Below are 24,392 nucleotides of genomic sequence, written 5' to 3' on the forward strand. Positions count from 1 at the left end.
GCAAACACAGCAATTAAATTGCTATTTTTGCATTTCTTACGTGAGTAAGAGAATAGATGGTGCCGACTACCGGAGTCGAACTGGTGACCTACTGATTACAAGTCAGTTGCTCTACCTACTGAGCTAAGTCGGCACACGATATTCTTTTAATTTCCCCGCTCTGTTGAGCCAAGAAATAAATAGTGGCTCCTCTTGCTGGACTTGAACCAGCGACATACGGATTAACAGTCCGCCGTTCTACCAACTGAACTAAAGAGGAATTATCTCTTTTATCTGACTTGACGTATCAAGTGAGATGAATATGGTGCCTCGAGGCGGAATCGAACCACCGACACGAGGATTTTCAATCCTCTGCTCTACCGACTGAGCTATCGAGGCAACGGGGCGCTATTAAAAGGGTTTTCAGCCTTTTCGTCAACACTTTTTTTAATAAAAAAAGATAAATAGTGTTGTTTGTTGTCTTTTTGTTCGTTATGGCGTGATTTTGATATTCATTATTGAGATTTCATCTATTTAAATCGGATTTAGAGATGAAATCTCAGCGATGCATTTTATTTTTCTGGCGGTGTGTAACCGTCGATAACCACATCTTGACCTTCGAATAAAAACTTCACCATTTCGGCTTCTAGCAATTGGCGATGTTCTGGGTTCATCATATTCAATTTTTTTTCGTTGATCAGCATGGTTTGCTTTCCTTGCCATTCTGCCCATGCTTGCTTAGAAATATTATCAAAAATACGTTGGCCTAGTTCACCTGGGTAAAGTTGAAAGTCTAAACCTTCAGCGTCTTGTTGTAGTCGAGTACAAAAAACAGTACGACTCATGAAATATTCCTTACTGTAACTCGCTGATACATAGGTTCAGCGAAAATGAGTGATTAGTTGATAGTTATACCAGAGTCAGTGACTGGCATCTAGCATCACTGAACGGAAATCAAAGCACTAAAAACAGCACTATTTTTGATGGTTTAACGAGTATGCCAAACTGTCTAAAATTTTCTGTACTGGTGCAGCTAATCCGATTTTTGGTGGATTGTTAAGATCATACCATTGACCTAAAGCTTCATTGAACGCTGTAGGTTGTGATTTCAGTTCGTATAAGATCGGCACAATATCAAGATGATAGTGGCTAAACGTATGACGAAAAGCGGTTAACTGACTTTGCTGTTCGATAAGTGATAGTTGTTGCCCTAATTGCTTGTCTAATAGCGATGTTAAATCAGCATTGTCATGTTGAGGGAAACACCAAAGCCCTCCCCAAATACCGACTTGTGGGCGTTGTTCTAACCAAACTTTATTGCCGTACTGTAAAATAGCGAACCATGTTTGTTTTTCAGGTAAGGTTTTTTTCGGTTTTTTACCCGGAAAATCGGTTTGTCGTAATTCTTTGAGAGCAATGCATTGTGTGCTTACAGGACATAATTCACATTTAGGTTTGCTACGGGTACAAATCATTGCTCCCATATCCATCATGGCTTGGTTATAGCGCTCGACTCCCATTTCAGGCGTATTTTTCTCTGCTATCTGCCATAATTTGTTTTCAACGGTTTTCTTACCCGGCCAGCCTTCAATCGCGTAACAACGAGCAAGCGTACGTTTCACATTGCCATCTAAAATAGGGTGGCGTTGAGCGAGCGAGAGTGAAAGAACAGCACCTGCTGTTGAACGACCAATACCCGGTAATGCTTGGACTTGATTGATATCTGTCGGGAAAATACCGTTATGTTCGCTAATAATTAATTGCGCTGCTTTATGGAGGTTACGCGCGCGGGCGTAATAGCCAAGTCCTGTCCATAAGTGTAAGACTTCATCTTGCTCTGCAGCCGCTAAGTCTTGCACGGTAGGAAAGCGCTCCATAAAACGTTCAAAGTAAGGGATCACTGTTGCTACTTGGGTTTGTTGCAACATGATTTCTGAAAGCCATACTTTATATGGGGTTTTATTTTGTTGCCAAGGTAGGGTTTTGCGACCGAATTTGTCATACCACGCTAAAATGGCATCGGAAAATGTCGTACTCAATGTTGTGCTCACTTTACAGTTTATAGCGACTTATCTTTATACTGCGCAAAAGGATATGGTATTTGCCAATGAGGAGTAGCTATTAAGTTATTTTTCGCTACACAGTGAAAATTGGTGTCCGCTAGTGCAATCACTTATACTGCAAACAGAAGTGCAACGTTATTTATTGTCTATTATGGGCAAGATTGCACCATAAACTGGCCATTGTCGCAATTGATAGACTTGAATTGAGTCGATAACTTTGGATAATGCCAATCCGTTTCTTTTTTGTTTGGATAGTTATTAGCATGAGCGAAGTTTCAAAGAAGTCAGGTGAAGTGACCCTGACCGAATTTACCGAAGATGGCAAACTGGTTCGTAAGATCCGTAGCTTTGTCCGTCGTGAAGGCCGTTTAACTAAGGGCCAAGAACATGCGATGGAAAACAACTGGCCAACTATGGGTATTGATTTCGCCAAGCAAATGCTGGACTGGAAAGAAGTATATAACCGTGAAGCGCCAGTAGTGTTAGAAATTGGTTTTGGTATGGGTGCATCATTAGTTGAAATGGCTAAAAATGCCCCTGAAAAAAACTTTATTGGTATCGAAGTACATAGCCCAGGCGTGGGTGCGTGTCTAATGGGTGCGGAAGATGCGGGTTTAACTAACCTTCGTGTAATGTGTCACGATGGCGTTGAAGTGTTTGAATACATGATCCCTGATGGTAGCTTAGATACTGTACAGCTATTTTTCCCTGACCCATGGCATAAAGCTCGTCACCATAAGCGTCGTATCGTTCAGCCTGAATTTGCTGAAATGCTGCGTAAAAAGCTTAAAATCGGTGGTATTTTCCATATGGCAACTGACTGGGAAAATTACGCAGAGCATATGGTTGAAGTGATGGATGCAGCACCTGGTTACCGTAATACGGCAACAGACGGTGCTTATATTGATCGTCCTGAAGATCGCCCATTAACCAAATTCGAAGCTCGTGGTCATCGTTTAGGTCACGGCGTTTGGGATATGAAGTACGAGCGTACTGAATAATTTCTCTTTTGGCATTATATGCTGAAGAAATAAGACATTATTGATTTAATGATGCTTTGTTAAATCGATGAAAAAGCCAACCTTGTGTTGGCTTTTTTTCCCCTTGGAGAAAGAGATATGAAGCCAACAGCTACATTGCTAAATGAAGTATTAGATGAAGTAAGGCCATTGATAGGCCAAGGAAAAGTGGCTGACTATATTCCTGCTTTAGCTAACGTACCTGCGAGTAAATTAGGTATTGCAGTGTGCTATAACGACGGAGAAATTATTCAAGCGGGTGATAGCCAAGAAGGTTTTTCTATTCAATCTATCTCTAAGGTGTTGTCGTTAACACTGGCCATGACGTTATATGAGCCTGAAGAGTTGTGGTCTCGAGTTGGAAAAGAGCCATCAGGTCAAGCGTTTAACTCTATGATCCAGCTTGAGTTAGAAAAAGGCATCCCACGTAATCCGTTTATTAATCCCGGGGCGATTGTGGTGTCCGATTTACTACATAGCCGTTTATGTGCGCCACAATATCGAATGTTGGAATTAGTGCGAGAGCTATCTTGTAACCCACATATTGTCTACGACAAAGTAGTGGCAAGCTCTGAAATGCAACATAGCGATCGTAATGCTTCTATCGCTTATTTGATGCGTTCTTTTGGTAATTTTGATAATGAAGTAATGCCAGTGCTTACTAATTATTTTAGTTATTGCGCTCTCAAGATGAGTTGTGTCGATCTTGCCAGAACATTTAGCTATTTAGCAAATAAAGGGCTTCCTTTAGGCGCGAAAAAAAGAATTATCAGCCAAACTAAAAGTAAGCATATAAATGCATTGCTTGCGACCTGTGGTTTATATGATGGCGCAGGTGAATTTGCTTATCGTGTTGGTATGCCAGGAAAGTCTGGTGTAGGTGGTGGCATTATTGCGATTGTACCGGGTGAGATGACGATTGCTGTGTGGTCGCCAGAACTTGATCAATCCGGTAATTCTGTTGCAGGGACTGCAGCGTTAGAAAAATTATCAGAACGTATTGGACGTTCTATTTTTTAGTGAGCCCGTATACATAAAACAGCGAGGCTCACATTAGGGGGAGAATCGTATGTTAATGAATAAGGGGTTTCACGGACTAAAAACATCGATATTCGGCGCAATAGTAGCGATGTTCAGCTTCTTTACGGTATCGGCTCATGCGGTTGAATGTGAACCACAATGGCATAATTCACTGAGTTTAAATGAGGGACGGTTAACCTTAGTACAAGGTAAGCAAGAATTCATTGTTGATGCTAAAGGGCGGATGTTTTTCGATGTACATAAGGTTGCACTGAGTCCTAAACAAACACAATTATTATCGGACTATTACGATCTTTTAGATAATGACTTGCCTTATTTGTTGTCGCATTCTCAGCGTATTGATAAGCAAGTGTGTGACTTTGTTTCGCTGCGGATAGAACAAGAACAACGGTTGCAGGATGCGATTCCTGCATTAAAAAACTGGCGTAGCGTCACGTTAAATTAGTCAGCATGTAAAAAGAAAAAAGCGAGCACTGTGAATAACATCGTGCTCGCTTTTTTATTGGATACTATTCGTTATCATCGTCAACGAAGGCTGCTAGGAGATCATTTAAGAACAATTTACCGTGTTCGGTGATTTGCCAATGATCGCCTGTATCTTGGAGGTAGTTTTGCGCTATCGCCCAATCAATTGTCGGTTCTATGGTCGTTAATGCTAAACCTGTTCTTGCGACAAAATCTTGCTTTGGACAGGATTCTAGTAAACGAAAACGATTCATAAAGAACTCGAACGGACGTTCATCATCAGCAACCTTATTCTCTTGTGTTAAATACGGCTTATCTGCTTGTAAATATCCACGAGGATGTTTGACTTTAACGGTACGTATGATTTGCCCATCAGAAAAACTGATTTTGCCATGTGCGCCACAACCAATGCCAAGGTAATCACCAAAACGCCAGTAGTTCAGGTTATGCTGACATTGTTTTCCTGGCTTGCTGTAGCCTGATATTTCATATTGCTGATAACCGGCTTCTGTTAAAAGTTGGTGACCTTGCTCAAAAATATCCCACAAGTCGTCGTCATCAGGCAATATCGGTGGTTTTGAGTAATACAAGGTATTGGGTTCAATTGTCAGCTGATACCAAGATAAGTGCGGTGGTTCGAGCGCGATCGCTTGCTTTAAATCACTGATCGCATCACTCACACTTTGATCTGGTAAGCCATGCATAAGATCGACATTAAAGCTTTTTAATCCCGCTTCTTTTGCAAGTCCGGCAGCACGGATCGCTTCATCTGCGCCATGAATACGACCAAGACGTTCGAGTTTTTCATTTTGAAAACTTTGAATACCAATAGAAATACGGTTTACACCCGCTTGGCGATAAGCTTCAAAACGACCCGCTTCCACCGTGCCAGGGTTGGCTTCCATCGTGATTTCAATATCATCACTAAATGGAATGCGTTGCTCAATGGCTTTTAATAAACGACCAATCTCACTTGGAGAGATCAAGCTAGGGGTGCCTCCACCAATAAAAATTGAATGTAGAGGTCGTGCTCCATTGATTAACTGATAAGCGCTAAGATCGGTTTCTAAGTCGTCAATTAAGGCATCAATATAATCAAGCTCAGGAAGATCTGTCTTTAAGGCGTGAGAGTTGAAATCACAATAAGGACATTTTTGTACACACCAAGGGATGTGGACATATAAACTCAGTGGTGGAGGAACAAGCATTTAATCGGCCTTTAATGCGCTAAACAATTGCTGTAGTGCTTTACCACGGTGTGATAGTTGTTTTTTACGAGCAGGTGGAAGTTGAGCTGAAGCACATTGATCTTCGGGTACCCAAAATACCGGATCGTAACCAAAACCATTTTCGCCATGACGTTCAGTTAAGATGCTACCTTCCCAAGAGCCATGACATACTAGTGGCGTTGGATCATTTTCATGACGCATCATCACAAGCACACAATGGAAACGTGCAGTACGTTGCTCGGCGGGTACATCTTTCATTTCCGCAAGTAGTTTATCAATGTTGTCAGCATCTGATGCGTCTTCACCAGCAAAACGTGCAGAATAAATACCTGGTGCACCGTTGAGGTGATCAACTTCTAAGCCAGAGTCATCGGCAATAGCTGGAAGGCCTGTTTCCTTTGCCGCATGGCGCGCTTTAATGATCGCATTTTCAATAAATGTGGTGCCCGTTTCAGCAACGGATGAAACGTTATAATCACTTTGCGCGACTACATCAAAACCAAAATCAGCCAGTAAATCGGCCATTTCTTTTACTTTGCCTTGGTTGCCTGTTGCTAGTACAAGTTTACTCATTTTGATGCCTTTTGAACGTCAAGCTATGTAATATTGGCGGCTATAATAACGGTTGTTATCGTAATAAAAAAGGCGCGAGTGCGCCTAGTGATTGTAGAAGAGATTGATGCTCAAGTGCTTACTTGTCAACGAAGAAGGTCTGCTTAAAGGCCAGTGTTTCTTTTTTACCGTTAGAGAAAATAGTGATCGTAAAATTCAACGTTTCATCATTAGTGTGTTTAAATTCTGCGATGTAATAAATTGATTTTCCTTCTTTTATTTCTCTAAAGTTTAAAGTTTTTTGCTGTCCTAATATATTACGAGCAATACCGGTTAATTGTGCTGTTACGGCTGTTTTTTCTACTTTACTGGTATCGAGAATCGCGATATTGACTAAAGCACTGTAACGGCTACGCTGAATTTTATAGTGGCTGGCAATTTGTGGCGTTAAAAACGTTGAAGCAAAACTAGAATAATGTACTTCTAAGTCGCCAAATCGTTTGAATTGTTCAGCATAACTAGGCAGTGTGAAAATGAGCAGTAGCAGACTGAGTAATATTTTCATGAGGTATCCTTATCTTTCAGTGAGTCACTGAATTATTTCCTTTATATCATGGCATATTGCTTTACTAGATGATTGTAGCTAATACAGCAGAGATAAAAAAAGCGAATATCAGAAATTGATATTCGCTTTGTTGAACCGATCAAATTACATGATGGTAGCTATCTCTGAGGGAATGATTTTTGGCGCTTCAATCCGAATTTGTTTATGCCGACCTTGTAAGCCTTTTTCTACATGAATTAACCCTTTAGCGACCTTAAATTGTTTTGAAAGGTACTTTACTAAATGGGCATTGGCTTTTCCGTCCACCGGTGGCGCGGTAATGGCAATTTTTACTTCGTTGCCATGCAAGCCGACGATTTGATCGCGGCTTGCTTTTGGCTGGATATAAAGTCGGATAATGAGATCGTCATCATCACGATAGATGGTTTTTTCTGTCACAACATGTACCACACGTTACCGACTAAAGAGCCCATTGCGTAGTTAGCAAATTGTAGTGCGATAAAGATAACCAAAATACTCAAATCTAAACCGCCCATCGCAGGTAGAACGCGGCGAACAGGTGCCATTAGTGGTTCAGTTAATTGGTGCATGACATATTCGATAGGGCTACGACCTTGGCTAACCCAGCTTAAAATTGCACGTATCAATAGTACCCAGAATAATAAGCTACCAGCTGCTTTTAATAATGCTAATAGGCCCAAGAATAGGAAGCTCGGCTCAAAGACAAAACCACCACCACTGATCGAAATAATGATGATAAATTTAGCAACACACAGTACATAAGCAAACAGTACCGTTGCCATATCGAGCGAACCAATTGATGGGATCACACGACGTAATGGCGCAACGATCGGTTGGGTCGCTTTAACAATAAATTGTGAGAAGGGATTATAAAAGTCAGCACGTGACCATTGTAACCAAACTCGTAATAATACGACCATGATGTAAAGATCAAAGCCGGTTTGAACTAGGTAAACGAAAGGATTCATAGATAAACCTTAAAACAATTGTTCCATTTCTTTAGCGCGAGATACCGCCGCTTGCATCGCTTTAGCAACAATATCTGACAATTGATGTTGATTAAATGTATTAATAGCTTCAGCTGTCGTACCACCTTTTGAAGTGACTTGATCACGTAGTATCGACAATGAAGTGTCTGGATTTGCTTTTACTAATTCAGCAGCACCCAAAGCGGCTTGCTGAACCAGTAGGCGTGCAGTATCGGCATCAAACCCTTGATTCATCGCTTCTTGCTGCATCGCTTCCATGAATAAGAAGAAGTAGGCTGGCGCACTACCTGCTGCTGCAATAATACCATTAATGCCTGATTCTTCCTGTACCCAACAAATTTCGCCTACGGCTTGTAATAGCTGGGTTGCAAATAAACGGTCAGTTTCTGTGAGTTGTGGTTTCGCATATAAGCCACTCATCCCTTTACCAATTAAAGAGGGGGTATTTGGCATCACACGAACTAATTCAACGGGCTGACCGAGCATTTCACATAAGCGATCGCAATTAATACCAGCAGCAATAGATATCACCAATTTACCCGTAAAGTTAATCTCTTGCAGTGGTTTACACACATCTTCCATAAGTTGTGGTTTTACTGCAAGAACAACGACATCAGCAACTTGAGCAGCATTGAAGTTATCGCTAGTGGTATGAATACCAAAGTCACGCGCTAAAGGTTCACGGCGAGCATCGCTAGGGGCGGTAGCCGTGATTTTTTTTGCATCGTAACCGCTAGCAACTAATCCTGCGATAATTGAGCGAGCCATATTACCTGCCCCAATAAAGGCAATTGAGCGTTGTTCCATGTAAAATCCTTATAAATAGGTACAAACGTAATGTTTTTTACCTTAACTGAGCGGTTGTTGTCATGAACAGTACGTGTGTTAGTTATTATTCTTTGTTGCTGTAATCACGAGCACCAAAAATCGCGGTGCCAATACGAACAATTGTGCTGCCGGCAGCGATTGCAGCTTCCATATCACCACTCATACCCATTGATAATGTATCAACGTTTGGATAGGTCAATTTCAGCTGTTCTAGTGTATCAGCCAACGCTTTAAAAGTGGAAAATTGACTGTCGTAATCTGTGGCCGGTTGTGGGATTGACATTAAACCACGTAGTTCAATATTTGGCATTGCTGCTATTTCTGCGGCCAGTGCAGGCACTTCAGCCAAAGTTATCCCTGATTTTGTTACCTCAGCACTGCTATTAACTTGCAGTAATACTTGAAGCGGTGCCATTGACGCTGGGCGTTGATCGCTTAAACGCTTAGCGGTTTTCACACGATCAATTGAATGTACCCAATCAAAGTGCTCTGCAACTAGACGCGTTTTATTGGATTGGATTGGGCCAATAAAATGCCATGTAAGTAAGTTTTTATCACTATGGTTTGAAAAGTGATTTACCTTATCGACACCTTCCTGTACATAGTTTTCGCCAAAGGCATATTGGCCTGCAGCGATGGCTTCTTCGATCGCTTCCACTGGCTTGGTTTTACTTACAGCCAATAGTTGCACGGAATCTGCAGCCCTGCCGCATTTTTCAGTTGCTAAGGTGATCTGGTTGATGACCTCAGCAATATTTTGTTTGATACTAGTCATAATTGATTCTTGGGGAAAATTTATGGATATCACCGAATTACTGGATTTTAGTGTAAAGCATAACGCATCGGATCTACATCTTTCTGCTGGTGTTCCACCGATAATTCGTGTTGACGGCGATGTTAGAAAACTCAGTATGCCAGCACTCGATCACAGTGAAGTGCACCGTTTAGTGTTTGACATTATGAACGATGCCCAACGTCGTGAGTATGAAGAAAACTTAGAAGTCGATTTTTCATTTGAAATTCCCGACATCGGTCGCTTCAGGGTTAATGCTTTTCATCAATCTCGTGGTTGTTCGGCAGTGTTTCGAACCATCCCTATTCATATACCAACATTGGAATCGTTAAACGTTCCTGATGTTTTTTATGATATTGCTCAGCTTAATCGTGGGCTTGTATTAGTTACCGGTGCGACGGGCTCGGGTAAATCGACCACGATTGCTGCGTTAGTTGATTATATCAATACTAACTATAACCGTCATATTCTGACGATTGAAGATCCGATTGAATTTGTTCACAGCAGTAAACGTTGTTTGATCAACCAACGAGAAGTGCACCGTGACACATTGGGTTTCCAAAACGCACTGCGTTCGGCGCTACGTGAAGATCCCGATGTCATTTTAGTTGGTGAGCTTCGTGATCAGGAAACGATCAGTTTAGCGTTAACCGCTGCTGAAACGGGTCACTTAGTTTTAGGTACTTTGCATACCAGCTCTGCTGCAAAAACCGTTGACCGTATTATTGATGTTTTTCCTGGTAGTGATAAATCCATGGTTCGCTCCATGTTATCGGAGTCGTTACGTGCCGTGGTATCACAAAGCTTATTGAAATGTGTAACCGGTGGTCGTGTAGCAAGCCATGAAATTATGATGGCAACACCTGCGATTCGTAATTTGATCCGTGAAGATAAAGTCGCGCAAATGTTTTCGATGATCCAAACAGGTTCATCTATGGGGATGCAAACCATGGAGCAGAGCGTGAAAATGCTGGTGGCGAAAGGTTTAGTTGAAGCGGAAGAAGGTCGTCGTATCGTTGATACCAGCCAGCGCGGTTTCTAATAACACCTCAGGTTTAACGAGGTAGGAAAAGAGATGAATTTAGATAGTATATTAGCGCAAATGGTTGAGCGTAAAGCGTCGGATTTATATATCACCGTCGGTTCAGCATGTTTGCTAAAAGTTGATGGTAACTTACATAATCTTGGCGAGTTACTTGATCGTGAAGCGGTAGATTCGCTATTTCACGAAGCCATGGACGAGGAGCAGTATAAAGAATTTATTGCGACACGTGAGGCCAATTTTGCCATTGTTCGTAATGGTTGCCGTTTTCGTTTAAGTGCCTTTTGGCAACGTGAACTGCCTGGCATTGTAGTTCGTCGAATCGAAACCAAGATACCAAATATTCATGAACTTAACCTACCGTTAGATATGGAGCGATTGGCGCTGGCAAAACGTGGTTTAGTACTTGTTGTTGGTGCGACAGGCTCGGGTAAATCGACCTCAATGGCAGCGATGACCGGTTTTAGAAATCAAAACCGCAGTGGGCATATTTTAACGGTGGAAGATCCGATAGAGTTTATCCATGAACATAACAAATGCATTATTACTCAGCGTGAGGTAGGGCTTGATACTGCCAGTTATGAGGTAGCACTGAAAAATTCACTGCGCCAGGCTCCAGATATGATCTTGATCGGTGAGATCCGCAGTCGTGAGACGATGGAATATGCGATGACCTTCGCCGAAACAGGTCATTTGTGTATGGCAACCTTGCACGCAAATAACGCCAACCAAGCACTTGAGCGTATTCTTCACCTTGTACCAAAAGAGCGTCGTGAGCAGTTTTTGTTTGATCTGTCGTTAAACCTGAAATGTATTTTAGCGCAACAGCTGATCCCTGATGCTAATGGTGTCGGACGACATGGTGTTTATGAACTGCTGCTCAATACGCCACGTGTCGCCGATTTGATCCGTCGCGGAGAGTTACATGAAATTAAAGATGTGATGGCGAAATCAAATCAAGCGGGAATGGTGACGTTTGATCAATCGTTATATGCATTATTTCGAGATGGGAAAATCACCGAGCAAGATGCGCTGCACCACGCTGATTCACCAAATGATCTTCGCTTGATGATTAAAGTCGGTGATCCTAATAATAAAACGTCAAACAGTACCAGTACGTTATCTGGGGTGAAATTAGATCTTCAGTAATATGCCAGTGATGATCTTAATACATTAGGATCATCATGAACCAATCACTCATGTTTAATGTATTATTTCATTTTAAGATTAACTTGTTGAATTTAAAGTAAATTAAATTTACATATTTAAGTGGTGATTGTCGGTGAAGCTTTTGAGTTCAAGAGGTACAAAAGCAGTACAAGCTGCACAAACAAGAAACAGCAAGGCCTTGGGGATGGATCTTAGAACAGGTTTTGATCGTGTTTAGCTTTATGATGATCAATAAGAAAAAAGCTGTACAAGGTTTCGACAATTGTTGGGTTATTAGATAATAAAAAAGACAAGTACCTCAACAGGACTTGTCTTTTTTGTTTTGGAAACTTGTAATATTAAGCGCCGTATTGACGTTCAAACCAGCTTTCTAAAATAACGACAGCGGATTGTGAGTCGATATTACCTTTACTTAATGAGCGATAACCCCCACGCTCAAACAGCTCTGCTTTTGCTTCAACAGTACTTAAACGTTCATCATGTAATTCAACTTGGCAACCAAAACGACCATGTAAGCGGTTAGCAAATTTTTTCGCTCGTGGTGTAATGCTTTCAAGTTCTTTACCTTCAAGATCTAAAGGTAATCCAACAACGACTAAATCAGGGAGCCATTCTTTTAAAATCTTTTCAATATCATCCCAATTGGGGATGCCATCTTTTGCTTTTAAAGCGGCAAGGGGAGTAGCGGTTCCTGTGAGCTCTTGACCAATAGCAACACCAATACTTTTGGTGCCATAATCAAAACCTAATACACTGCGAGATTGACTCATGCGTGACCTATATCTAAAGAAAGGTTTGTTGGCGTAAAGCCAAGTTTTTCAATGGCTTTATGCCAACGTTCGTCGATAGGAGTGGAAAAAATAATGGTGTCATCGGCTTCAATAGTGAGCCAATTGTTATCAACCAGTTCTTGCTCTAATTGACCTGCATCCCATCCGGCATAACCCAGTGCGACCAGAAATTGTGTGGGCGCTAGTGAAGTACCCAGCTCAGATAAAATATCAAGTGAGGTGGTCACGGCTAATTCGTTATTCACCGGCAAACTTGAACTATATTCACCTTTTGTAGTGTGAAGTACAAAACCCCGATCTTCAGAAACGGGTCCACCATTAAGCACCAGTGATTCTAAACTAATAGGATCGGCAACAGGCAGTTTTCTCTCTACTTCTATTTGCTCCAACATATCAGCAATAGAAATATCGATAGGTTGATTGATAATGATCCCCATAGCGCCTTCATCATTATGCTCACAAAGATAAATAACACTTTGCTTAAATTGAGGATCTTGCATAGTGGGCATCGCCACTAAAAAGTGGTTAGTCAAATTCATCTACAACACCAGAGTTTGATACAAACCAGCGAGCGTTCCACTCGTGACTGATAGGCAAAAAAGCAGCGACATTGCCGCTGCATTCTTGATTTGAGTATGGTTGATGATTGTCAGTAAAGCGATATTACTTCGCGTTTACTCGACGTTCGATAGCATCCATTAATTTACCTGTAATTGAGATATCAAAAGCCGCTTCAATTTCACGGATACAGGTTGGGCTCGTCACGTTAATTTCCGTTAGCTTGTCACCAATCACATCAAGACCAACAAAAATAAGGCCTTTTTCTTTTAGTACTGGCGCAACTGTTTCTGCGATCTTACGATCGGTTTCACTGATTGGACGCGCTTCACCACGACCGCCAGCAGCTAAGTTACCGCGAGTTTCCCCTTTAGCAGGAATACGCGCTAGGCAATAAGGCATAGGCTCGCCATCAACCACTAATATACGCTTATCGCCATTACTAATATCAGGCACAAAGGTTTGCGCCATGCAGTAGTTTTGACCCATATTAGTCAGTGTTTCAATGATCACCGATACGTTAGGATCGCCTTTCATTACACGGAAAATCGACGAGCCACCCATGCCATCAAGTGGTTTTAAGATCACATCACCGTGTTCTTGGTGGAAGGCTTTTAGTTTCTCGGCACGACGAGTAACAATAGTCGTTGGTGTCAGCTCAGGGAACCACGCAGTAAACAGTTTTTCATTACAGTCACGTAGGCTTTGCGGCTTATTTACAATCAGTGCACCGTTATCTTCGGCACGCTCAAGAATGTACGTTGCGTAAATGTATTCAGTATCGAAAGGAGGATCTTTACGCATTAAGACAGCATCAAGATCTGATAGCTCAATTTCTTGTTCGCTGTGAAAATCAAACCAGTGTTCAGGATCTTGTTGTACCGTTACCACGCGAGTACGAGCAATCGCTTTACCTTGCTCTAACGAAAGATCATTCATTTCCATGTAATGAATTTCCCAACCACGACGCTGAGCTTCTAACATCATGGCAAAGCTTGAATCTTTCTTGATATTGATAGACTCGATAGGGTCCATCACGATACCCAGTTTGATCATTGTGTTCTCCTAATCTAATTAGCCTAAATCACCAAAACGTACTTGCAGTGCGGTGATGGCTGTCATTGCTGTGGTTTCAGTACGAAGTACACGAGGCCCCAACAAAATTTCATCAAATTTATATTCTTCCGTCATGCCGATTTCTTCCGCTGATAAACCGCCTTCAGGACCAATCAACAAACGTACATTAGTCACAGGTGTCGGCAAGGTATTAATGGAATACTTAGCACGAGGGTGTAAATTGAGCTTTAATCCATCATATTCTTCAGCACACCATTGTTCCAGTTTCATTACTGGGCGAATGGTGGGTACAACGTTACGACCACATTGCTCACAGGCAGCAATGGCGATCTTTTGCCATTGTTCGAGTTTCTTTTCAAAACGCTCAGCATTTAATTTAACGCCACAGCGTTCTGAAATTAGCGGTGTAATGGTATTTACCCCTAACTCTACTGATTTTTGAATAGTAAATTCCATTTTATCACCACGTGAAATCACCTGACCTAAATGGATATCTAGTGGGGATTCAATACTGTTTTCAACCCGAGATTGGATCTCAACTTCAACGCTTTTTTTACTTGCGTTGGTGATCACAGAGGGAAACTCTGCATTACTGCCATCAAACATTAATAGTTCTTGACCTGCTTGCATACGCATAACGCGACCAACATGGTTAGCAGCATCGTCACTGAGCATTACCTTGCCGTGAGAAGGTAAAGATTCTGGATGATAAATACGTGGAATTCTCATAATGCGGTCATCTATGCAATAAAAAAAGAGTAATGACGAATCTTAACATGGATGAGCAATTCGCCAATTATTCGGACTTAAATAAAACATGTTATTTCTATCGCAACATGGTTGTTATGGTTAGGGAGAGTCATAAAAATGTTATGTATGACCTCTCATACATAACAAGTTACGGTACTGAAACGTTTTACGCGCATCGACTCGCTAGGATTGGATTGACATTGCCTTGGATCTTTTCAATCTTAGCGGCACGTTCACATTCCCATTTAGATACAGGGTATTGCTTATCCCAACTATTCATTAATTGGCGTTGTTGACGACTCATTTTGTATTTTGGATATACGGTTTCAAAATACATATAGGTACGAGCTATCACACCGCGAGCACGCTCTGGCGGTTGAGCATCGTGATCTTTTTTATCAATGATCATGTCGCAACTACCAAATGAACGATAATTCTTGCTGTTGGTTTTAGGCAGCATCACATAATTATAGTTTTGCCTTGCAGCATTAACGGCACCAATAGCAGGGTATAAATTATAAAGGTCGGATTGCATTAAGCGGTATTCGTTATTAGCTTTTTCAGCACATTTACGGCCTTTAAAGGCTTTTCCTTTACTATCAACACAAACGGCAGCACCCTCACGCCACTCACTAAAAGCACGACCAAAGTTCTCGGCCGGAACAACATGCTCCGCTTCCCAGCGCTTAACACGTTTTTTATATACTTCAGTGGTAAAGCCGGATGGTAATGTTACGTATTTTTTATTGTTGAAATCAGCACCACAGTAAATGGTTTTCATGTCTTGAGGAGAAATATAAATTTCCGTTTGCATGATTTTTTTTGCTTTGCTGAAAGAGGGATTTGTCGTGTTACCAAGTTCGCTTGGTTTATAAGAGGTCGCAAATGCGGTAACAGGTAACAGTAGGGCAATAGCAAAACAGCTTGAGATACGTGTCATGAATGTAGTTCATTAATTATTTATTGTACCACTAGCTTACTGATATTTTTCTCTTTGAGAAGTGTGTCGCAATTATTTGTAACAGTGCTTTTGGATTATTTTTATACAAAATCGTACGCTACTGAGGTGAATACACCAAAACTTCACGGCATCGGCGACAATGGTAGTTGGCTTGTCCACGTAAGATACGGTTATGTCGGCGAATGGTTAACGGATATTCGCTACAGCTGCATTTATAGAGGTAAGTGTCACCTGAGACAGAGCTGACATCAAAGCTATGTGTTGTTCTTGGTGCTACTTGAAATACTTCTCGCATGATCAATTGCCATTCTCTACCATGCGGTTTTACTAGGCCAAACAGTTTAAACACGATTAAATGTGCCACTTCGTGAGGAACGACTTCGTTTAGAAAAGCGTCTGCGTTTTCATTGAGTAAGACTGGGTTAAAACGTACTTCCCAGCTTTGTAATCGCGCACTTCCCGCAATTTTCCCTCGTTGGGTAAAAGTCACAGTCGGCATTTTTAAACGTTTATTAAGGCGTTGATTGGCGGTTTTGATGGCGTGTTCGACTCGTTTGATTACTTGTTGTTGCAGTGAATTCATTTTTACTCGTTCTTTGTTATTGAGAACGGCACTATACACCGAAGATAAAGCGCTGGCGAGAGTAGGGGAGAACGGTGTTTTTATTGCAAATAGATAAACGACAAGTAATAAAAAAGGACGCCTGAGCGTCCTTTTTTGTGCACGATTAAGTGTATTACTTAATGTTTGCGAAATCGCGAAGTGCAGCCACTTTATCTGTTTTTTCCCAAGGGAACTCTTCACGACCAAAGTGACCGTAAGCTGCAGTCTTCTTATAGATTGGTTGTAGAAGATCTAGCATTTCTTGTAGGCCGTATGGACGTAGGTCGAAGTGCTGGCGTACAGCTTCAATAATGATCTCATGTGCTACTTTTTCAGTACCAAATGTTTCCACCATGATAGATGTAGGATCGGCTACACCGATAGCGTAAGAAAGTTGGATTTCACAACGATCTGCCATGCCTGCTGCGACGATATTTTTTGCCACATAACGTGCAGCATATGCTGCAGAGCGGTCAACTTTTGATGGATCTTTACCAGAGAAAGCACCACCACCGTGGCGTGCAGCACCGCCGTAGGTATCGACGATGATCTTACGACCAGTTAAACCACAGTCACCCATTGGGCCACCGATAACGAAACGACCAGTTGGGTTGATAAAGAATTTTGTCTCTTTATTTAACCATTCTGCAGGCAGTACTGGTTTGATGATTTCTTCCATTACTGCTTCTCGCAGATCTGGTGTTGAAATTGACTCACTGTGCTGAGTTGATAGAACAACTGCATCAATACCAACAATTTTTCCTTGATCGTAAGCGAACGTTACCTGAGATTTTGCATCAGGACGTAACCAAGGAAGCGTACCATTCTTACGCACTTCCGCTTGACGCTGAACTAAGCGGTGAGAGTAAGTGATAGGCGCAGGCATGAACACTTCAGTTTCATTGGTTGCGTAACCAAACATGATGCCTTGGTCACCAGCACCTTGCTCTTTAGGATCGGTTTTATCAACACCTTGGTTGATATCAGGAGACTGCTTACCGATGGTGTTCATTACTGCACAAGAGTTTGCATCAAAGCCCATATCTGAATGGACATAACCGATTTCACGCACGGTTTCACGTGTTAGCTCTTCAATATCAACCCAAGCAGATGTTGTGATCTCACCACCAACCATTACCATGCCGGTTTTTACGTAAGTTTCACAAGCTACACGTGCTTTAGGATCTTGTTCAATAATTGCATCCAATACAGCATCTGAAATCTGATCTGCAATTTTATCTGGATGACCTTCTGATACCGACTCAGAAGTGAATAAATGTTTTGCCATCAGTAGCGCCTCACTTTCTTTTGAATTTAGTCGCACGGTAGCGTTTATAACGCTGTTATATAGCTGTATGTACGTTTATATGTATAGAGCTACTTCCGTCTAGACGTCTATAATACATCGAGAACAGATAAAATCAACAACATGAAAACTAGGGTTTCTTGTTGTATAAAAAAATTAAATAGCTCTATTGTGGTGGTTTACAGGTACAGTATTTATCTAACAATTTGATAAATAATGATATTTTTCTTTCGTGATTACAGTGTGATCTTTTTTATCTCAAAAATGTAATCACAAATTGACTATATAAAGTTTCTTTTATTAAAAATAACGATAAACAGACTTTATATGCCTGAGTACAAGCAATATTTTATAGGCTATAAAGTCCGCTTCGTATGCTGGTGGCGTTCGTTATAGATTGCTGTATCTATCATACGGCAAGAATTTATTATCTTTTTTCTAGTAGATTGATGAGATCAACGGTGCCTGCTTGAGCGCGAGATACGTAATTTGCCATGATCAAAGAGTGGTTAGGTAATAAACCAAATCCCATACCATTTAAAATCATTGGACTCCAAACCGTTTCTTGGGTTGCTTCAAGCTCACGAATTATCTGATCAATCATGACCGTTGATTTTTCTTCTTCTAACAGTGGTTCAAAGTCATGTTTCATTGCTTTCATTAGCAGCAATATGGCCCAAGTAGAGCCTCGTGATTCGTAAAAAATATTATCAATTTTGAACCAGCTTGTTTTCGGCGCATTGAGTGAAACTTCCTTACCTTCTGCTTTGCTATCCATTATTAACTGTGGTTCGCCCACAGATGAGCCAAGATCTTGTGAAATAGTGCCTAAGCGTTTTTGTACTACTTCAAGCCAAGCCACTAAATTATCATCCCGTGAATAAAATTGTGCTGGGTGGCGAGATGCCGAAAGGCGGTCACGGTATCGAGTAAGGGCGTCAATTGCATTTTGATATTCAGATTCTGCGCTTGGAAAGTTCCAACTATGGCTATTGATATTGAGCGCTGGCTGAGCTTCTTTTAAATCTGAATCGATATGGCTTTCATTTTGGGGACGGCTAAGATTATCTTTTAGTACCAGTGCCATATCTCGTACTTGTGTTAACACACCCGTTTCCCATGCCGGCATGTTATCCATTAATAAGCTGGGTGGTAATTTATCGTTAGTAAGGAACCCGCCTTGCTTATTAATCAGTAATTCTGAAATATGGATCAGTGTTGTGGTGGTCTCATACCCTGTTGTTAAGGTTTGATGATTGAGCTTGGCCTGCTCTGCCGCATAACTGTTTGGATTAAATGTATCTGGTTCAAATGACCAATAAACAGACAAAAAGTAAAGTACGAAGGTGAAGAATACTACGCCACTGATGACTTTTACTTTCGACATAACCACCTCTTTGGGATTGCTTAATATGAACTTTTTTTCATTTATCTATTAGCTATATGTAAAAAAGTGAAGGTTTGTTAATACCAATCCTAATATTAAACGCCGTTTATTAATGCGTAGAAAAAGACGCTGAATGAACAAATAATGACTTTTTAATACGTGATATTTCGCTGTTTAAAGCCTAGAAATCAGTGAATTTTAAAGATTAAAGTGGAAGATTTACGCTAAAATATTGACAGGTAATGAGTCTATCTATTTGGTTCTATTAGATATTAAGTCTGCTTGGTGAGAGATGTCACAATTATGGTGATTCTGTATCTAGCTTGGTATACACTAATGCCGCTTAGTATTTTTGTAGCACGGATATGACACTAAAAGTCGCAATAAATGGATTCGGTCGCATTGGTCGCAGTGTGCTTCGCGCATTGTATGAAAGCGACAAACATCATCAAATTAACGTCGTGGCAGTTAACGAATTAGCAGAGCCAGAAGCAATGGCCCACCTACTTCAATACGATTCTAGCCATGGGCGTTTCAGAAATCCTGTCAGTCATGATCAGGAGCATCTTTTTATTGCCCATGAAAATGGTCGCCAAGATCCCATTCGTATCCTTCACCAACCCGATCTAAAACTGCTGCCTTGGCATGATCTTGATGTCGATATTGTATTAGATTGTACGGGTAAGTTTGGTTCCCGTGATGACGGTTTAGCGCATATTGCATCTGGCGCTAAAAAAGTATTATTTTCTCATCCTGCTAGTAAAGATATTGATTGCACCGTTATCTATGGTGTTAATCATCAACAATTAACATCTCAGCACCGCATTGTTTCCAATGGTTCATGTACAACCAACTGTATTGTCCCCATTATTAAAATCTTAGATGATCAGTTTGGTATTGAATCAGGCACTATTACGACAATTCATTCCGCTATGAATGATCAACAAGTCATTGATGCTTATCATCCTGATTTACGCCGAACGCGCGCAGCAAGTCAGTCAATTATTCCTGTTGATACCAAACTACACCTTGGAATTGGTCGTATATTTCCGAAGTTTTCCGACAAATTTGAGGCCATTTCTGTGAGGGTGCCCACAATAAATGTCACTGCTATGGATTTGAGTGTCACAGTTAAAACAAATGTGAAAGTTAATGACGTAAATCAATCATTAAAAAATACGTCTCGTTGTACATTAAGTGGTATTGTGGATTACACAGAAGCGCCTTTAGTGTCGATTGACTTTAATCACGATCCCCATAGTGCAATCGTTGATGGCAGCCAAACTAGGGTAAGCAACCAGCATTTAATTAAATTGCTGGTGTGGTGTGACAATGAATGGGGCTTTGCTAATCGTATGTTGGATACAGCGTTAGCAATGCATGCAACCGAAAATACGGATGCTTGAAAAGTAAAATAGTAAGAATTACTGGGCTTGGCGTTGGAACATTAATGACGACAGGCTGTCAATTTTATGAACTTTTATTTTTAATAATGTTTGAGAGGACAAAACATGTCTGTAATCAAGATGACTGATCTGGATCTAGCTGGTAAGCGTGTATTTATTCGTGCTGACCTAAACGTACCAGTAAAAGACGGTAAAGTAACTTCAGATGCACGTATCATTGCATCGTTACCTACAATTAAGCGTTGCCTAGAAGCTGGCGCTAAAGTAATGGTTACTTCTCACCTAGGTCGTCCAACGGAAGGCGAATACGCAGAAGAATTCTCTCTACAGCCTGTAGTTAACTACTTAAACGACGCACTAGATTGTGACGTTAAACTAGCAAAAGATTACCTAAATGGTCTTGAGCTAAATGCAGGCGAGCTTGTTGTTCTTGAGAACGTACGTTTCAACAAGGGCGAGAAGAAAAACGAAGACGAACTATCTAAGCAATACGCTGCACTTTGTGACGTATTCGTGATGGATGCATTTGGTACGGCTCACCGTGCACAAGCATCAACTTATGGTGTAGGTATGTTTGCACCAGTTGCATGTGCTGGCCCTCTACTAGCAGGTGAGCTAGAAGCATTAGGCAAAGCAATGGACAACCCAGCGCGTCCAATGGTTGCTATTGTTGGTGGTTCAAAAGTATCAACTAAGCTAACTGTACTTGAGTCACTATCTAAAATTGCTGACCAAATTGTTGTTGGTGGTGGTATTGCTAACACATTCATCGCGGCTGAAGGCAACGATGTAGGTAAGTCTCTATACGAAGCTGACCTAATCCCAACAGCGAAAGAGCTAATGGCAAGCACTAACATCCCAGTAGCAACAGATGTTGTATGTGCTAAAGAGTTCTCTGACACAGCTGAAGCAACAGTTAAATCAGCATCAGACATCGCAGCTGACGATATGGTTCTTGACCTAGGTCCTGATTCAGCACAAGCGCTTGCTGACATCATCATGAACGCGAAAACGATTCTTTGGAACGGCCCTGTAGGCGTATTCGAAATCGAGCAATTTGGTAAAGGTACCGAAGTTGTTGCTAACGCAATCGCAGAATCTGCGGGCTTCTCTGTAGCAGGTGGTGGTGACACACTAGCGGCTATCGATAAGTACGGCATCAAAGATAAAGTATCTTACATCTCAACAGGTGGCGGTGCGTTCCTTGAGTTCGTTGAAGGTAAGAAATTACCAGCAGTTGAAATGCTAGAGTCTCGCGCTAAAGCATAATTATTTTGGGCGTGGGAGCCGAATTTACACTAAATATGAGTGTTGCTTCCACGTTTAAATGTTTGTGATAGCTATCAACTTTCAGTAGAATAGCAAGCAATCGCAAACGTTTGCACAAGAATTTTTCCACAGACAACAAAGTAAATAATAGGACTATTGTTATGTCTAAGATCTTTGATTTTGTAAAACCTGGTGTTATTTCTGGCGACGACGTTCAGAAAGTATTTGCAGTAGCTAAAGAAAACAACTTCGCACTTCCAGCTGTTAACTGTATCGGTACAGATTCTGTTAACGCAGTACTAGAAGCGGCAGCTAAAGTTAAGTCTCCAGTTATCGTTCAGTTCTCTAACGGCGGTGCTGCATTCTTTGGTGGTAAAGGTCTTAAACTAGAAGGTCAAGGTCCACAAATCCTTGGCGCTATCGCTGGTGCTAAGTACGTTCATGCTGTTGCTGAGTCTTACGGTATTCCTGTAATTCTTCATACAGACCACGCTGCTAAGAAACTGCTTCCTTGGATCGACGGTCTACTAGACGCAGGTGAAGAGTTCTTCGCTCAAACTGGTAAGCCTCTATTCTCTTCTCATATGATCGACCTTTCTGAAGAGTCGCTAGAAGAGAACATCGAAATCTCAGCTAAGTACCTTGCGCGTATGGCTAAGATGAACATGACACTAGAAATCGAACTAGGTTGTACTGGTGGTGAAGAAGACGGCGTTGATAACTCTCACATGGACGCATCAGAGCTTTACACTTCTCCAGAAGACGTTGCATACGCATACGAGAAACTAAGCGCTGTTAGCCCTCGTTTCACTATCGCTGCTTCTTTCGGTAACGTACACGGTGTTTACCAAGCAGGTAACGTTGTACTAACTCCAACTATCCTACGTGATTCTCAAGCATACGTTTCAGAGAAGTTTGGTCTTCCAACTAACTCTCTAGATTTCGTATTCCACGGTGGTTCAGGTTCTTCTGAAGCTGAAATCCAAGAGTCTATCGGTTACGGTGTTATCAAAATGAACATCGATACAGATACACAGTGGGCTTGTTGGGATGGTATCCGTCGCTACGAAGCTGAAAACCACGATTACCTACAAGGTCAAATCGGTAACCCAACTGGTGAGTCAGCGCCTAACAAGAAATACTACGATCCACGCGTATGGTTACGTGCAGGTCAAGTATCAATGGTTGAGCGTCTAGAGAAAGCATTCGCTGATCTAAACGCAGTTGATGTTCTTTAATCGAACTTCAGCTATATAAAATGTGAAAAAGTCCGCTTCGGCGGGCTTTTTTTTTGTATTTCGCATTGGATTGTACTTAAATTGTTCTTTAGTGATATTTAAGTTAATTTATGTAAACATCGTTTTTTTTAGTAGCTATTTACTAGTAAAAACGGGAATAATTGGCACCCAAATTCCGTAGTATGTTTTTTCGCTATGAGATAGACAAACGGAAAGACAGTTCTAATGGAGTAACTCGTAGAATAATCATGCTATCTACGACTTACGCTATAGATTTATTTTAAGTAAACATAAGAGAGAGCACTTCAAATGACTGAGAGCGTTACAGACAAGGTTGTCGAAAAAATTTCTGATAACACATTAACTAATGGTGTGTTGCACGCTGGAAACTGGCTGAGTGATAACCAGGATCTTTTGATCCAATACGCAGTAAATCTTGTTTCAGCACTTCTAATTTTATTTATCGGTAATATGATTGTTAAGGCAGTTGCTGGCGCAGTTGCTAAAGTATTACGTAAGAAAGAAATGGACAATGCGGTTGTTGAATTTATTCACGGCCTAGTTCGTTACTTATTGTTCGTTATTGTATTAATTGCTGCTCTTAGCCGTATTGGTGTTCAAACAGCTTCAGTGGTAGCAGTGATCGGTGCCGCGGGTCTTGCGGTTGGTCTTGCTCTTCAGGGCTCTCTATCGAACTTTGCTGCAGGCGTTCTGATTGTTGCTTTCCGTCCATTTAAATCTGGTGATTTTGTTGAAGTTGCTGGTGTTTCGGGTGCAGTTGAATCAATTCAGATTTTCTCTACAGAGCTACGTACGCCTGATAACAAAACAGTTGTAGTACCAAACTCATCTATCATTGGTAACCCAATTACAAACTACTCTCGTAATGCGACACGTCGTATTGACCTTGTAATTGGTGTTTCTTACAGCGCTGATCTTCAAAAAACAAAAGAAGTGCTTAAGCGTGTTGTAACTGCTGATGAGCGTGTTCTTAAAGATCCTGAGCCAACAATTGGTGTTGTTGCACTTGCTGACTCTTCTGTGAACTTCGTGGTACGTCCATGGGTTAATACCCCTGATTACTGGGCGGTATACTTCGATCTTAATCAAGCAATTAAAGAAGAGCTTGATAAAGAAGGTATCGAAATCCCATTCCCACAAATGGATGTTCACCTAAATAAAGTTGATGCTTAATTTATTTAAAGCATAACGAATAGAAATGGGGCCTAATAGGCCTAATGCATGTGAATTAAGATAATTCACGTTTTCTTGAAGGCCTAGTCGCATAG

At 41.2% G+C, this 24,392-nt stretch carries 26 protein-coding genes and 3 tRNA genes; 9 read left to right on the forward strand and 20 right to left on the reverse strand.

Annotated elements, in window-relative coordinates:
* Window positions 1-57 precede the first annotated feature (57 nt).
* From I3259_RS16810 to mutY, 5 genes are all read right to left on the reverse strand, one after another.
* Window positions 58-133, reverse strand: a tRNA-Thr gene (locus I3259_RS16810).
* 50 nt (window positions 134-183) lie between these two features.
* Window positions 184-259, reverse strand: a tRNA-Asn gene (locus I3259_RS16815).
* A gap of 43 nt (window positions 260-302) precedes the next feature.
* A tRNA-Phe gene (locus tag I3259_RS16820) sits at window positions 303-378 on the reverse strand.
* Window positions 379-551: 173 nt separating this feature from the next.
* Window positions 552-824 carry an oxidative damage protection protein gene (locus I3259_RS16825; protein ID WP_238030865.1) on the reverse strand — a complete coding sequence of 91 codons (273 nt, stop codon included), beginning with the start codon at window positions 822-824 and terminating at the stop codon, window positions 552-554.
* Between the two features lie 129 nt (window positions 825-953).
* Window positions 954-2,018: an A/G-specific adenine glycosylase gene (gene mutY, locus I3259_RS16830; protein WP_238030867.1), complete on the reverse strand. Its 1,065-nt coding sequence runs from the start codon at window positions 2,016-2,018 to the stop codon at window positions 954-956.
* 287 nt (window positions 2,019-2,305) lie between these two features.
* Between mutY and trmB the strand changes: the two genes are divergently transcribed.
* From trmB to I3259_RS16845, 3 genes are all read left to right on the forward strand, one after another.
* Window positions 2,306-3,043: a tRNA (guanosine(46)-N7)-methyltransferase TrmB gene (gene trmB, locus I3259_RS16835; protein WP_238030869.1), complete on the forward strand. Its 738-nt coding sequence runs from the start codon at window positions 2,306-2,308 to the stop codon at window positions 3,041-3,043.
* A gap of 117 nt (window positions 3,044-3,160) precedes the next feature.
* Window positions 3,161-4,081 carry a glutaminase B gene (gene glsB, locus I3259_RS16840; RefSeq protein WP_238030870.1) on the forward strand — a complete coding sequence of 307 codons (921 nt, stop codon included), beginning with the start codon at window positions 3,161-3,163 and terminating at the stop codon, window positions 4,079-4,081.
* Window positions 4,082-4,130: 49 nt separating this feature from the next.
* A complete protein-coding gene (locus I3259_RS16845) occupies window positions 4,131-4,547 on the forward strand; it encodes a YggN family protein (protein WP_238030872.1) in 417 nt (138 codons plus the stop codon).
* 64 nt (window positions 4,548-4,611) lie between these two features.
* On the opposite strand, the gene hemW is transcribed toward I3259_RS16845, so the two are convergent.
* The 7 genes from hemW to I3259_RS16880 form a co-directional block, all read right to left on the reverse strand.
* Window positions 4,612-5,775 carry a radical SAM family heme chaperone HemW gene (gene hemW, locus I3259_RS16850; RefSeq protein ID WP_238030874.1) on the reverse strand — a complete coding sequence of 388 codons (1,164 nt, stop codon included), beginning with the start codon at window positions 5,773-5,775 and terminating at the stop codon, window positions 4,612-4,614.
* Window positions 5,776-6,369: an XTP/dITP diphosphatase gene (locus tag I3259_RS16855; RefSeq protein WP_105060963.1), complete on the reverse strand. Its 594-nt coding sequence runs from the start codon at window positions 6,367-6,369 to the stop codon at window positions 5,776-5,778. It lies immediately after the preceding gene.
* A 118-nt stretch (window positions 6,370-6,487) separates the two neighbouring features.
* Window positions 6,488-6,913 carry a DUF4426 domain-containing protein gene (locus tag I3259_RS16860; protein WP_238030876.1) on the reverse strand — a complete coding sequence of 142 codons (426 nt, stop codon included), beginning with the start codon at window positions 6,911-6,913 and terminating at the stop codon, window positions 6,488-6,490.
* A 144-nt stretch (window positions 6,914-7,057) separates the two neighbouring features.
* A complete protein-coding gene (gene yggU, locus I3259_RS16865) occupies window positions 7,058-7,351 on the reverse strand; it encodes a DUF167 family protein YggU (RefSeq protein WP_238030878.1) in 294 nt (97 codons plus the stop codon).
* A complete protein-coding gene (locus tag I3259_RS16870; RefSeq protein WP_238030880.1) occupies window positions 7,348-7,902 on the reverse strand; it encodes a YggT family protein in 555 nt (184 codons plus the stop codon). Before I3259_RS16870 ends, yggU begins: the two co-directional genes overlap by 4 nt.
* A 9-nt stretch (window positions 7,903-7,911) precedes the next feature.
* Window positions 7,912-8,730 carry a pyrroline-5-carboxylate reductase gene (gene proC, locus I3259_RS16875; RefSeq protein WP_238030881.1) on the reverse strand — a complete coding sequence of 273 codons (819 nt, stop codon included), beginning with the start codon at window positions 8,728-8,730 and terminating at the stop codon, window positions 7,912-7,914.
* A gap of 85 nt (window positions 8,731-8,815) precedes the next feature.
* Window positions 8,816-9,526, reverse strand: a complete 711-nt coding sequence (locus I3259_RS16880) for a YggS family pyridoxal phosphate-dependent enzyme (RefSeq protein WP_238030883.1) — start codon at window positions 9,524-9,526, stop codon at window positions 8,816-8,818.
* Window positions 9,527-9,548: 22 nt separating this feature from the next.
* Between I3259_RS16880 and I3259_RS16885 the strand changes: the two genes are divergently transcribed.
* Together I3259_RS16885 and I3259_RS16890 are read left to right on the forward strand one after the other, a co-directional pair.
* Window positions 9,549-10,586 (forward strand): type IV pilus twitching motility protein PilT, encoded by a 1,038-nt coding sequence (locus tag I3259_RS16885; RefSeq protein ID WP_238030885.1) that lies wholly within the window; start codon window positions 9,549-9,551, stop codon window positions 10,584-10,586.
* Window positions 10,587-10,619: 33 nt separating this feature from the next.
* On the forward strand, window positions 10,620-11,735 hold the full coding sequence (locus I3259_RS16890; RefSeq protein WP_238030887.1) for a PilT/PilU family type 4a pilus ATPase: 1,116 nt from the start codon (window positions 10,620-10,622) through the stop codon (window positions 11,733-11,735).
* Window positions 11,736-12,094: 359 nt separating this feature from the next.
* Here I3259_RS16890 and ruvX read toward each other — a convergent pair whose 3' ends face one another.
* The 8 genes from ruvX to I3259_RS16930 all read right to left on the reverse strand — a co-directional run bounded on the left by ruvX (window position 12,095) and on the right by I3259_RS16930 (window position 19,190).
* A complete protein-coding gene (gene ruvX / locus I3259_RS16895) occupies window positions 12,095-12,526 on the reverse strand; it encodes a Holliday junction resolvase RuvX (RefSeq protein WP_045128821.1) in 432 nt (143 codons plus the stop codon).
* On the reverse strand, window positions 12,523-13,086 hold the full coding sequence (locus tag I3259_RS16900) for a YqgE/AlgH family protein (protein ID WP_238030888.1): 564 nt from the start codon (window positions 13,084-13,086) through the stop codon (window positions 12,523-12,525). Before I3259_RS16900 ends, ruvX begins: the two co-directional genes overlap by 4 nt.
* 124 nt (window positions 13,087-13,210) lie before the next feature.
* The gene (gshB, locus tag I3259_RS16905) at window positions 13,211-14,161 is read right to left on the reverse strand and encodes a glutathione synthase (protein ID WP_006647266.1); all 951 of its coding nucleotides are present in this window, start codon (window positions 14,159-14,161) and stop codon (window positions 13,211-13,213) included.
* Window positions 14,162-14,179: 18 nt separating this feature from the next.
* A complete protein-coding gene (rsmE, locus tag I3259_RS16910) occupies window positions 14,180-14,911 on the reverse strand; it encodes a 16S rRNA (uracil(1498)-N(3))-methyltransferase (RefSeq protein ID WP_238030890.1) in 732 nt (243 codons plus the stop codon).
* A 187-nt stretch (window positions 14,912-15,098) separates the two neighbouring features.
* Window positions 15,099-15,872 carry an endonuclease gene (locus tag I3259_RS16915; RefSeq protein ID WP_238030892.1) on the reverse strand — a complete coding sequence of 258 codons (774 nt, stop codon included), beginning with the start codon at window positions 15,870-15,872 and terminating at the stop codon, window positions 15,099-15,101.
* Between the two features lie 118 nt (window positions 15,873-15,990).
* On the reverse strand, window positions 15,991-16,476 hold the full coding sequence (locus I3259_RS16920) for a SprT family zinc-dependent metalloprotease (RefSeq protein ID WP_238030894.1): 486 nt from the start codon (window positions 16,474-16,476) through the stop codon (window positions 15,991-15,993).
* Between the two features lie 154 nt (window positions 16,477-16,630).
* Window positions 16,631-17,785 (reverse strand): methionine adenosyltransferase, encoded by a 1,155-nt coding sequence (gene metK, locus I3259_RS16925; protein WP_238030896.1) that lies wholly within the window; start codon window positions 17,783-17,785, stop codon window positions 16,631-16,633.
* A 445-nt stretch (window positions 17,786-18,230) separates the two neighbouring features.
* Window positions 18,231-19,190, reverse strand: a complete 960-nt coding sequence (locus I3259_RS16930) for a DUF2333 family protein (protein WP_238030898.1) — start codon at window positions 19,188-19,190, stop codon at window positions 18,231-18,233.
* Window positions 19,191-19,555: 365 nt separating this feature from the next.
* Here I3259_RS16930 and epd point away from each other — a divergent pair, with 365 nt between their 5' ends.
* From epd to mscS, 4 genes are all read left to right on the forward strand, one after another.
* Window positions 19,556-20,596, forward strand: coding sequence for an erythrose-4-phosphate dehydrogenase (gene epd, locus I3259_RS16935; RefSeq protein ID WP_238030900.1), 1,041 nt, complete (start codon window positions 19,556-19,558; stop codon window positions 20,594-20,596).
* A gap of 105 nt (window positions 20,597-20,701) precedes the next feature.
* Window positions 20,702-21,865, forward strand: a complete 1,164-nt coding sequence (locus I3259_RS16940; protein WP_238030901.1) for a phosphoglycerate kinase — start codon at window positions 20,702-20,704, stop codon at window positions 21,863-21,865.
* Window positions 21,866-22,026: 161 nt separating this feature from the next.
* A complete protein-coding gene (gene fbaA, locus I3259_RS16945) occupies window positions 22,027-23,103 on the forward strand; it encodes a class II fructose-bisphosphate aldolase (protein WP_238030903.1) in 1,077 nt (358 codons plus the stop codon).
* Between the two features lie 309 nt (window positions 23,104-23,412).
* Window positions 23,413-24,297, forward strand: a complete 885-nt coding sequence (mscS, locus tag I3259_RS16950; protein WP_238030905.1) for a small-conductance mechanosensitive channel MscS — start codon at window positions 23,413-23,415, stop codon at window positions 24,295-24,297.
* Window positions 24,298-24,392 lie beyond the last annotated feature (95 nt).

It is taken from the genome of Photobacterium sp. Ph5 (assembly GCF_022129445.1).
GTDB lineage: Bacteria > Pseudomonadota > Gammaproteobacteria > Enterobacterales > Vibrionaceae > Photobacterium.

Excerpts from the sequence above, each read along its gene's own strand:
- I3259_RS16825 (WP_238030865.1), bottom strand. The coding sequence starts at position 824 with ATGAGTCGTACTGTTTTTTGTACTCGACTACAACAAGACGCTGAAGGT.
- trmB (WP_238030869.1), top strand. The coding sequence starts at position 2,306 with ATGAGCGAAGTTTCAAAGAAGTCAGGTGAAGTGACCCTGACCGAATTT.
- glsB (WP_238030870.1), top strand. The coding sequence starts at position 3,161 with ATGAAGCCAACAGCTACATTGCTAAATGAAGTATTAGATGAAGTAAGG.
- I3259_RS16845 (WP_238030872.1), top strand. The coding sequence starts at position 4,131 with ATGTTAATGAATAAGGGGTTTCACGGACTAAAAACATCGATATTCGGC.
- hemW (WP_238030874.1), bottom strand. The coding sequence starts at position 5,775 with ATGCTTGTTCCTCCACCACTGAGTTTATATGTCCACATCCCTTGGTGT.
- I3259_RS16855 (WP_105060963.1), bottom strand. The coding sequence starts at position 6,369 with ATGAGTAAACTTGTACTAGCAACAGGCAACCAAGGCAAAGTAAAAGAA.
- I3259_RS16860 (WP_238030876.1), bottom strand. The coding sequence starts at position 6,913 with ATGAAAATATTACTCAGTCTGCTACTGCTCATTTTCACACTGCCTAGT.
- I3259_RS16870 (WP_238030880.1), bottom strand. The coding sequence starts at position 7,902 with ATGAATCCTTTCGTTTACCTAGTTCAAACCGGCTTTGATCTTTACATC.
- proC (WP_238030881.1), bottom strand. The coding sequence starts at position 8,730 with ATGGAACAACGCTCAATTGCCTTTATTGGGGCAGGTAATATGGCTCGC.
- I3259_RS16880 (WP_238030883.1), bottom strand. The coding sequence starts at position 9,526 with ATGACTAGTATCAAACAAAATATTGCTGAGGTCATCAACCAGATCACC.
- I3259_RS16885 (WP_238030885.1), top strand. The coding sequence starts at position 9,549 with ATGGATATCACCGAATTACTGGATTTTAGTGTAAAGCATAACGCATCG.
- I3259_RS16890 (WP_238030887.1), top strand. The coding sequence starts at position 10,620 with ATGAATTTAGATAGTATATTAGCGCAAATGGTTGAGCGTAAAGCGTCG.
- ruvX (WP_045128821.1), bottom strand. The coding sequence starts at position 12,526 with ATGAGTCAATCTCGCAGTGTATTAGGTTTTGATTATGGCACCAAAAGT.
- I3259_RS16900 (WP_238030888.1), bottom strand. The coding sequence starts at position 13,086 with ATGAATTTGACTAACCACTTTTTAGTGGCGATGCCCACTATGCAAGAT.
- gshB (WP_006647266.1), bottom strand. The coding sequence starts at position 14,161 with ATGATCAAACTGGGTATCGTGATGGACCCTATCGAGTCTATCAATATC.
- rsmE (WP_238030890.1), bottom strand. The coding sequence starts at position 14,911 with ATGAGAATTCCACGTATTTATCATCCAGAATCTTTACCTTCTCACGGC.
- I3259_RS16915 (WP_238030892.1), bottom strand. The coding sequence starts at position 15,872 with ATGACACGTATCTCAAGCTGTTTTGCTATTGCCCTACTGTTACCTGTT.
- I3259_RS16920 (WP_238030894.1), bottom strand. The coding sequence starts at position 16,476 with ATGAATTCACTGCAACAACAAGTAATCAAACGAGTCGAACACGCCATC.
- metK (WP_238030896.1), bottom strand. The coding sequence starts at position 17,785 with ATGGCAAAACATTTATTCACTTCTGAGTCGGTATCAGAAGGTCATCCA.
- I3259_RS16930 (WP_238030898.1), bottom strand. The coding sequence starts at position 19,190 with ATGTCGAAAGTAAAAGTCATCAGTGGCGTAGTATTCTTCACCTTCGTA.
- epd (WP_238030900.1), top strand. The coding sequence starts at position 19,556 with ATGACACTAAAAGTCGCAATAAATGGATTCGGTCGCATTGGTCGCAGT.
- I3259_RS16940 (WP_238030901.1), top strand. The coding sequence starts at position 20,702 with ATGTCTGTAATCAAGATGACTGATCTGGATCTAGCTGGTAAGCGTGTA.
- fbaA (WP_238030903.1), top strand. The coding sequence starts at position 22,027 with ATGTCTAAGATCTTTGATTTTGTAAAACCTGGTGTTATTTCTGGCGAC.
- mscS (WP_238030905.1), top strand. The coding sequence starts at position 23,413 with ATGACTGAGAGCGTTACAGACAAGGTTGTCGAAAAAATTTCTGATAAC.